An 8,713-nucleotide genomic window follows, 5' to 3' on the forward strand; every position below is an offset into this window, starting at 1 on the left:
CCTATCCCCTGTGTGCCTTGCCTCCCACGACTGTACCAGAAGTCCGTTTGATAATAGCTCTTATAATTTTGACAGGTATTTATTGTTTAAAGATGGCTTTGTGGATTGGAAAGAATACGACCATCCCCAATATGGCAAAGTAGAAATAGGCGGATTTAAAAAGAATTTTGGAAGAGCGCATCCAGGATTTTTATTGGAAAGTGATGCACATAGAAATATGGCATTTACTATTTACCACAGTTATCATACACCTAAATTATCTATTGCAGATATAAAAGAAAAAGATTTAGGCAATGGTATGACAGAAGTTACAGCAACCATATCAAATGAAAGACTTATGCCAACTCATAGCAGTCAGGATATTAAAAATAAAATTGAAAGACCTGATTACATTAGTATCAATACCAATGCAAAAGTTTTGGCAGGTATGGTAATGAATGACGCTGATTTAAATATTTCTACGATTCAAAAAATGAATCCTTCTACCATAGAAGTTGAGAATATCCCGGGTTTAGGAACCGTAAAAGTTAAATGGATATTGGAAGGGAAAGGGAATTACACTATTTCAGTAGATAGTAAAAAAGGGGGAATAGCAAGCAGAACTAAATAGACGGTTCATTAATAATGAGAAAAGGCTGGTAAATTACCAGCCTTTTTTTAAACAATATCTTAAGATAATTTTTTAAGTGCCTCTGCAATTCTGCCCCAGGCTTTTTCAATGTTTTCCATACTGTTGGCAAAAGAAAAACGAACACATTTGGGTTCTCCGAATGCATCACCCATCACAGAACTTACATGAGCATTATTCAATAAATACATACTGAAATCAGCCGCATTGGTAATTGTTTCTGTTCCATTCGATTTACCAAAATAGTAACTCACATCAGGGAAAACATAAAATGCTCCTTCTGGTGCAAAACAGGTAAAGCCTGGTATGGCATTTACCAATTCCAATGTTTTGGTTCTTCGTCTGGTAAACTCAGCAGTCATATCCAGAGAGGGTTGTAAATTTCCGGTTAATGCTGCTACAGCTGCTTTTTGCGTAATAGAAGACGTTCCACTGGTAAACTGCCCCTGTAGTTTCTCAAAAGCTTTTGCAATGGGCGTTGCGGAAGCGGTATACCCCAGTCTCCATCCTGTCATGGCAAAGCCTTTACTCAATCCATTGATAACTACCACGCGTTCCTTGATACTGTCAAACTGCGCTATGCTTTCATGCTTGCCAACAAAATTGATATACTCATAAATTTCATCTGACAGAATGGTTATCTGCGGATGCTTTTCAAAAACAGCTACCAATGAAGCCAGTTCTTCCTTACTGTACACTGCACCGGAAGGATTGCACGGAGAAGAAAACATAAAGACTTTTGTTTTCGCTGTGATGGCAGCTGCCACTTCTTCAGGTGTTGCTTTGAATTTATTGGATACGCTGGTTCTGATTTCCACTACTTTCCCTCTGGCAATTTTTACCAGCTCGGAATAAGTAACCCAGTAAGGTGTAGGAATAATTACTTCATCACCTTCATCTACCAGTGCAAGAATGGCATTGGCCAGACTTTGTTTGGCACCTGTAGAAACCACAATTTGTTCCGGTGTATATGACAGATTATTGTCTCTTTTTAATTTAGTACAGACTGCTTCCCGTAAATCTAAAAAACCAGGCACAGGGGTATAATGACTCCAGTTATCATTAATGGCTTTTATGGCAGCATCCTTAATATGTTGAGGTGTATCAAAATCGGGCTCGCCTAAGCTTAAATCAATTACATCAATGCCTTTTGCACGCAACTCACGGCCTAATTTGGCCATTTTTAAAGTTTCAGGTTCACTAAAACGATTCAATAAAGAAGACAATTCCATTCAAAAAAAGTTTAAGTCAACAATTTACTTAATTATTGGCAATTTCCCTTTTCGCATTAGTTCATGGTTGTATACAGCAATCCCCAGATCACGCATAAATGGAAAGCCAAGGGAATCATATTCGTATTTGTCGTCATTGAAAATTCCATCGGTATTGCAGGATATAACAGCACTCAGCATGAATTCAACCTGATTAATTTCGTCTACTATATAGGCCACATCTAATAAAAACCCGTAAGCATCACCCACTTTATTATAAATTTTTACCTGAGGGAAAAGGGTTTTTCGCTCGGATCCCTGCAATAAAAACTTGCAATAGGTATTGTAATAATAACTGGTATCGTAGGAAGGCGTATCAGATTCACCAGGATAAATCTGCATGTACTTTTTCACAAATGCATAGTCTTGTTCAGTAAGTCGGAAACGACTTTTCCTTTTAGTGATATTTGGAAAAATGACAGACTGTAGAATATGATGAAGGTCTTGCAGGTAAATTCTATTCTTATTTAAAAAAGAGAAAGGAGAAGCTACTAAATTTCCAGATTTCATATACCCCTTACCTAATGCGATATTGGTCTCTGCAAATTTTCCTTTGCTAATTTGGGCTGGCTGTTCATAAATAATATTACCAGCAGTATCATAAAATCTTACAGGGTTAGTCCTTAGCTGTTGTTCAAGGGTTTTACTTACTTGCAAGCGATGACGGATGATGGCATCGGGATAACCTTTAGCCTTCAGTTTCTGCTGAATATAATCGGGGCCCAGGAATTCATACAACCGGTTAAAAGCATCATTGTCACTTACCAGAAATATTTGTTTGATATAGTTGGCAATGGTGGGCGCACCATCCATGGCATTGGGTTGATTATAAACAAAATCCTGCGAATCAGATGCACTATCCGTTATCATAATGCTATTCATGGTTAAACCAGGAATCCCCAATTCATTGATTTTTTCAAGCGCCAGTAATGCAATGGGCATTTTGACGGTACTGGCAGGATAAAAATATTCAGAATCATTCAACCGATAACCGAATTCTTTAAATGAAGGTTTGTTCTTTTTGTTCCTGTTTATCTGTGTGTAAATAATTTGTACCCTAAAGCTATCCGGACTATTATTAATCCTTTTAAAGAATTCAGGGTGCTTCTGCAGAATCTGATAAAGGAGATTATCAGCATCATTATTTTGTGCAAATAAAGATATATTCAGCCCGGGAATAACAAGCAGAATTAACAAAAAGAGATGCTTCATTTATCAAACTTAATGAAATTTGATAATTAACTTTACAACATGCCACATGAAGCTATTTCGGTATTCGACATGTTTAAAATAGGGGTAGGGCCATCCAGTTCACACACATTGGGGCCCTGGAGAGCAGCCCTGCGTTGCCTCGACACCATAGATGAAAAGTCGCAATTACAACAGGTAAAATCCATTACCGTTTTACTATATGGCTCTCTGGCTAAAACAGGTAAGGGCCATGGTACCGATATAGCTGTTTTGATGGGATTAATTGCTGCAGACCCGGTAACGGTAGATGTGAACGGTATTCATCCTGCTATTGAAAAAATAAAATCAGAAAACCACATACTGTTGGGTGGCAAACATAGCATTCCTTTTTCCTATAAGGACAATCTACTGTTTCTGACCAGCGAATCCCTGCCTTATCACCCGAATGGATTAAGTTTTTTAATTGAGTTCAACAACGGCAAGGAAATCAGCGAAACCTACTACTCAATAGGTGGGGGATTCGTAGTGAAAGAAGGTGAGGAAGCGGGGGCTGGTAAAGCAACGGTTGATCTTCCTTTCCCAACCAATAATGCAGCAGATATATTACACTGGTGCAGAAAAACCGGCATGTCTATTCATGAAATGGTGCTGGAAAATGAACATGTCTGGAGAACGGAAGCCGAAACCAAGAAAGGAGTATTACAAATCTGGCATACCATGCGGGAATGTATTTACAGAGGCTGTCATACCAAGGGCGAGCTTCCCGGTGGATTACAGGTAAGAAGAAGAGCGTTTGAACTGAATAAAAAATTAATGAAAGGGCATCCATACCAATCATTTGATGAATGGTTAAAAGCCATACAGGCTGGGGGACAGACTTTCAATTATATTTTGGACTGGGTGAGTTGTTTTGCACTGGCTGTGAACGAAGAAAATGCTTCTTTTGGAAGAGTCGTTACTGCACCTACTAACGGAGCAGCTGGCGTAATTCCTGCTGTTCTATTGTATTATATTGCTTTCTGCGATGGTAATCAGGAAGATAAAATCATTCAATTCTTATTAACTGCTTCGGAAATCGGATCGATCTTCAAAAAAGGCGCTACAATTTCAGCAGCCATGGGTGGATGTCAGGCAGAAATTGGAGTTTCTTCTGCCATGGCGGCAGGCGCTTTAACAGAATGCATGGGAGGAACCCAGCAACAGGCTTTAATGGCTGCGGAAATTGCCATGGAACATCACCTGGGCCTGACTTGTGACCCAATTGGCGGTTTGGTTCAGATTCCTTGTATCGAAAGAAATACAATGGGAGCCATTAAAGCCATAACCGCATCTCAACTGGCATTGCAAAGTACTCCTGATTTTGCCTTGGTTAGTCTGGATAAAGTAATTGCTACCATGTGGAATACAGCATTGGATATGAACAGCAAATACAAGGAAACAGCTGACGGGGGCTTGGCTATACAAGTACCATTGGGCTTAAGTGAATGTTAGTACTTGTAGTAAGTTTTTATTTCTTAAAATCTGAAAAATGATAGGAAACCCCATTTCAATCAGACCCTTTATAGGCGCCAAAGATTTTGATTTGAGCCGTGCATTTTATGCAGAAATGGGATTTACGGAAAACAGGATCAATGAGCAGTTGAGCGTTTTTCACTTTAAAGGCATTTCTTTTTACTTACAAAACGCCTATGTAAAAGACTGGGTAGACAATACAATGGTTTTTGTTGAAGTAGAGAACCTTACAGCTTTTTGGGAAAAGCTTCAAAATTTGAATCTGAGTGAAAAATTCCCCACGGTTAAACTTATAGCGCCAAAATCCATTGACTGGGGAAGAGAATGCTTTGTACATGATCCTTCGGGGATACTTTGGCATTTTGGAAGCTTTAAAAATTAATTAAATTAATTTTTAAAGCTATATTTCTAAAAACATTAGCATAATTTGTAATCTATGAAAATTAGCTTTACACTTTTTGCATTTATTATCAGTTTTCAATTGGCTTCGGCTCAACATCAATGGTTTAAACTTTACGAAGATTCCACAACATTAGTAAACGACGGAAAAGCAATTACAGCAGCGTTTACAAAAGATATTCAAAGACTAAAGCCAGGCATCAATTTTTCTGTTAAGACCAAACTCAATACTACTCCTTATTTAATTTTTTATTGGGGGGAAAATGGAGAACGAACGGCTAACTTACCTAAATGGGATCAGGTGATTGAACCACAAAAGCAATTTTTTTATCAAGTTGCAGGAAGTGAAGCGGCCGGAAAAGATATGTTTAGATTATTCTTTAATGGCTTTTATTTACCCCATGAATTAGGACATGCATTAGAACATATCAAGAGAGGAACTTTAAAAGGCTCTTACCAGGAGGAATATTTTGCCAATATTGTAGGAATGCTTTGGTGGAAAAAACAGGGTAAGGCAAAAGAACTGAAAGAATGTTATGAATTCGCCAAAAGGGTATGGGCCAAATTGCCAAATCCAATCCCTGCCGGAAGTACCATGGAAGCGTTTTTTACCGCCAATTACCAGAAAGCAACAGAAGATCCTTTTGTTTATGGATACATGCAGTTTAAGCAATTCATACAAGTGTATGAAGATAAAACCCTTCCGGATTTTGATAGTTTTATTAAATCGTATCTAGAATAGCGTCACTGTAATCCTTGATCTCGTTGTATAAAGTTCCCCGCTCAACAGGCTGGCGCTTTACTTGCTTAATTAGTGTAACCAGATCTGAAGTACTCATGGTTGGTGTTTGTTCTTCACTACCAGCCATGGCATAAATTTTAGTAGTGTCATCTATGGTACCATCAATATCGTTAACGCCAAATGAAAGAGTAAGCTGCGCATTTTTTCTACCCAACATTGGCCAATAAGCTTTCAGATGAGGGAAATTATCCAGATACAACCTGGAAACCGCATACATTTTCATGTCTTCTACAATCGTGCTCTCTGACACGTGTTGCATATCGTTGTCTTTGTTGCGGAACTTAAGCGGAATAAATGTATTGAAACCGCCTGTTTCATCCTGCAAGCTGCGCAAACGATCCATATGATCAATCCGGTGCCAGTAAGATTCAATATGTCCGTACAACAAAGTTGCATTACTGTGCATGCCTAACTGGTGAGCTGCCTTATGAATCGCCAGCCATCCGTCTGCATCTACTTTATCCGCACAGATTTTAGTTCGGATATCCGGATGAAAAATTTCCGCTCCTCCACCAGGCAAGGAATCCAGTCCTGCTTCATGCGCCAGTCGCATTCCTTCCTCTACAGAAACTTTGGCCTTACGGAACATATAATCCAGCTCTACGGGTGTGAAAGCCTTGATATGTAAATCGGGCCTGTGCGCTTTAATACTTTTCAGCAATTCAAGGAAGAAATCCATGTTCATCTTTGGATGAACGCCACCCACAATATGAACTTCAGTAACAGGTTTGCCATCGTAACTTTTTACAATGTGCATCATTTGCTCAATGTTCAATTCCCAACCTTCTTCTCTATGTGCATACAATTTAGAATAAGAACAGAATGCACAGGAGAAAACACAGACATTGGTTGGCTCAATATGAAAGTTCCTGTTAAAGTATGTTTTATTACCGTGCTTACTCTCTCTTACCCAGTTGGCTAAAGCGCCAACGTAGGAAAGTGAAGCTTTCTCAAATAAGGCTACGCCTTCGTCAAAAGAAATGCGCTCCTGATTTAATATTTTATATCCAATGGATTGTAACTGTTGGTCTTTTTCGGCGTCTACCAATACTTTCACGGCGGCTGAATTCATGTCTCCCAGATTTTGTGCAAAATTACACCTTTAAAACATCAGAATGCCTGCAATTGTTGCAGATAAATAGGAGGCAAGTGTTCCACACAATAAAGCCCTTAGTCCCAGCTTAGCCAGATCAGCTCTTCGGGTAGGGGCTAGTTCCCCGATTCCGCCAATTTGCATCCCTACGCTGCTGAAATTCGCAAATCCGCAAATAGCAATACTTACAATCAGCAATCCTTTTTCTGAAACAATCGGAATAGCATTAGAAGTAAGATTATTGAAAGCTACAAACTCATTAATGGTAAGTTTCTGTCCTAGCAGAGAAGCTGCATTGGCCACATCCACCTGAGGAACACCCATTGCCCAGGTCATTGGATAAAAGATCTTACTGAAGATTACATCCAAAGTAACTCCGGGTACAATCATTCAGATTAAATAATTGATTAATGCAATCAGGGCAATGAATCCAATCAACATGGCTATTACATTAACGGCAATTTTCATTCCGTCACTTGCTCCATGAGAAATGGCATCAATGATATTGCTGTAGGGGCTTTTTACTTCCAGCTTTACTTTTCCCATGGTCTGGGATTCTTCTGTTTCCGGAAAAACAATTTTTGATATCACAAGGGCTCCGGGAGCAGCCATTAAGCTGGCCGTTAATAAATATTCCGCCTTGGCTCCCATATTGGCATAAACAATCAGTATACCTCCGGCAATACAAGCCAGACTTCCACTCATACTGGCCAGCAATTCGCTCTTGGTCATGGTATTCAGATAAGGCCTGATCATTACCTGCGCTTCTACCTGACCCACAAAAGCCGAAGCAACATTACTGAGTGCTTCGGCTCCGCTTACGCGCATGATAAAATTCATGGCTTTGGCAATAACAGATACAATAAACTGCATTACCCCAAAATGATATAGTATAGCTACCAGTACACAAACCAAAATAATAGTAGCTGTAACGCTAAAGGCAAACACAAATCCACCCTGACTAAAGTTTTTTACACCATCCGGTGCATTTACCATTACGCCATTGTATACAAATGCAACACCTTCACGCGCAAATCTTTCAATCTTCTCCATCCCGTGACCCAACAATTGAAAAAATCGGGTAACCGGTGGAACTTTCAAAACCATTACAGCTATAAAAATCTGTAACAGAATTCCGCTAAAAACCAGTCTGTAGTTAATTCTACGCTTATTATTAGAGAATAAAAAAGCAATACCCAGAATCAAAATAATCCCTATAATTCCTTGAAACCTTTCCATATACAATTACTTAGTATTCAGATTAGGTTTGAAAGATACGGATTACTACATATGAGCCTGAATTTTTTTGTCTAAAACAGATTTAGGAACGGCACCAATTTGCTTATCTACAATCTGTCCGCCCTTAATAAAAAGAATTGCAGGGATAGAAGTAATACCATAGTTCACACTCAAATTAGGGTTATGATCCACATTTACTTTTCCTACATTGATTTTGCCATCGTATTCCTTAGACAATTCTTCAATAACCGGCCCGATAGCGCGACAAGGTCCACACCATTCTGCCCAAAAGTCTACCACTGTTAATTTATCGCTGTCTAAAACAGTCGACTGAAAATTCGCGTCTGTTAATTCTAATGCCATAGTTTAAATTTTATATCGTTTGTTAATCAAATTTACATCCAAAGCCATTTTACTGCCCCTTTGACTTTTCCACCAATGTTATTTAATTGTTTTGGCTGCAGATTGCTGACAATGGGTCAGTCTATTCGCTATCCAACCAGGCCCACTTTAACATCAATATCTAAATTGTCCATCAGGTATCCTGCCATTTCTTCGTTCATCTGAAAGCCCTTTTC

At 39.0% G+C, this 8,713-nt stretch carries 7 protein-coding genes and 1 pseudogene; 3 read left to right on the top strand and 5 right to left on the bottom strand.

Going from position 1 to position 8,713, the window contains the following annotated elements:
* Positions 1 to 669: 669 nt before the first annotated feature.
* Both P767_RS0104225 and P767_RS15800 read right to left on the bottom strand, forming a co-directional pair.
* Positions 670 to 1,860, bottom strand: coding sequence for a pyridoxal phosphate-dependent aminotransferase (locus tag P767_RS0104225; protein ID WP_026763527.1), 1,191 nt, complete (start codon positions 1,858 to 1,860; stop codon positions 670 to 672).
* A 24-nt stretch (positions 1,861 to 1,884) separates the two neighbouring features.
* Positions 1,885 to 3,111, bottom strand: a complete 1,227-nt coding sequence (locus P767_RS15800; RefSeq protein ID WP_037351616.1) for a serine hydrolase — start codon at positions 3,109 to 3,111, stop codon at positions 1,885 to 1,887.
* Positions 3,112 to 3,150: 39 nt separating this feature from the next.
* Between P767_RS15800 and P767_RS0104235 the strand changes: the two genes are divergently transcribed.
* From P767_RS0104235 to P767_RS0104245, 3 genes are read left to right on the top strand one after another with little or no spacing between them, the layout of a single operon-like run.
* A complete protein-coding gene (locus P767_RS0104235; RefSeq protein ID WP_026763528.1) occupies positions 3,151 to 4,581 on the top strand; it encodes an L-serine ammonia-lyase in 1,431 nt (476 codons plus the stop codon).
* 37 nt (positions 4,582 to 4,618) lie between these two features.
* Positions 4,619 to 4,984 (top strand): VOC family protein, encoded by a 366-nt coding sequence (locus P767_RS0104240; protein ID WP_026763529.1) that lies wholly within the window; start codon positions 4,619 to 4,621, stop codon positions 4,982 to 4,984.
* A gap of 54 nt (positions 4,985 to 5,038) precedes the next feature.
* Complete coding sequence (locus P767_RS0104245) at positions 5,039 to 5,743, top strand: hypothetical protein (protein WP_026763530.1); 705 nt, start codon at positions 5,039 to 5,041, stop codon at positions 5,741 to 5,743.
* Here P767_RS0104245 and mqnE read toward each other — a convergent pair.
* The 3 genes and pseudogenes from mqnE to trxA all read right to left on the bottom strand — a co-directional run bounded on the left by mqnE (position 5,724) and on the right by trxA (position 8,498).
* Positions 5,724 to 6,875: an aminofutalosine synthase MqnE gene (mqnE, locus tag P767_RS0104250; protein WP_037351617.1), complete on the bottom strand. Its 1,152-nt coding sequence runs from the start codon at positions 6,873 to 6,875 to the stop codon at positions 5,724 to 5,726. The two genes, P767_RS0104245 and mqnE, sit on opposite strands and share 20 nt — an antisense overlap.
* A gap of 30 nt (positions 6,876 to 6,905) precedes the next feature.
* Positions 6,906 to 8,135, bottom strand: a pseudogene (locus P767_RS15805) (NupC/NupG family nucleoside CNT transporter).
* Between the two features lie 45 nt (positions 8,136 to 8,180).
* The gene (trxA, locus tag P767_RS0104260; RefSeq protein WP_026763532.1) at positions 8,181 to 8,498 is read right to left on the bottom strand and encodes a thioredoxin; all 318 of its coding nucleotides are present in this window, start codon (positions 8,496 to 8,498) and stop codon (positions 8,181 to 8,183) included.
* Positions 8,499 to 8,713: the final 215 nt, after the last annotated feature.

Origin of the sequence: Sediminibacterium salmoneum NBRC 103935 (assembly GCF_000511175.1) — a bacterium.
Lineage (GTDB): Bacteria > Bacteroidota > Bacteroidia > Chitinophagales > Chitinophagaceae > Sediminibacterium > Sediminibacterium salmoneum.

Bases quoted from the DNA above. Each gene is read 5' to 3' on its own strand.
- P767_RS0104225 (WP_026763527.1), bottom strand. From the start codon at position 1,860: ATGGAATTGTCTTCTTTATTGAATCGTTTTAGTGAACCTGAAACTTTA.
- P767_RS15800 (WP_037351616.1), bottom strand. From the start codon at position 3,111: ATGAAGCATCTCTTTTTGTTAATTCTGCTTGTTATTCCCGGGCTGAAT.
- P767_RS0104235 (WP_026763528.1), top strand. From the start codon at position 3,151: ATGCCACATGAAGCTATTTCGGTATTCGACATGTTTAAAATAGGGGTA.
- P767_RS0104240 (WP_026763529.1), top strand. From the start codon at position 4,619: ATGATAGGAAACCCCATTTCAATCAGACCCTTTATAGGCGCCAAAGAT.
- P767_RS0104245 (WP_026763530.1), top strand. From the start codon at position 5,039: ATGAAAATTAGCTTTACACTTTTTGCATTTATTATCAGTTTTCAATTG.
- mqnE (WP_037351617.1), bottom strand. From the start codon at position 6,875: ATGAATTCAGCCGCCGTGAAAGTATTGGTAGACGCCGAAAAAGACCAA.
- trxA (WP_026763532.1), bottom strand. From the start codon at position 8,498: ATGGCATTAGAATTAACAGACGCGAATTTTCAGTCGACTGTTTTAGAC.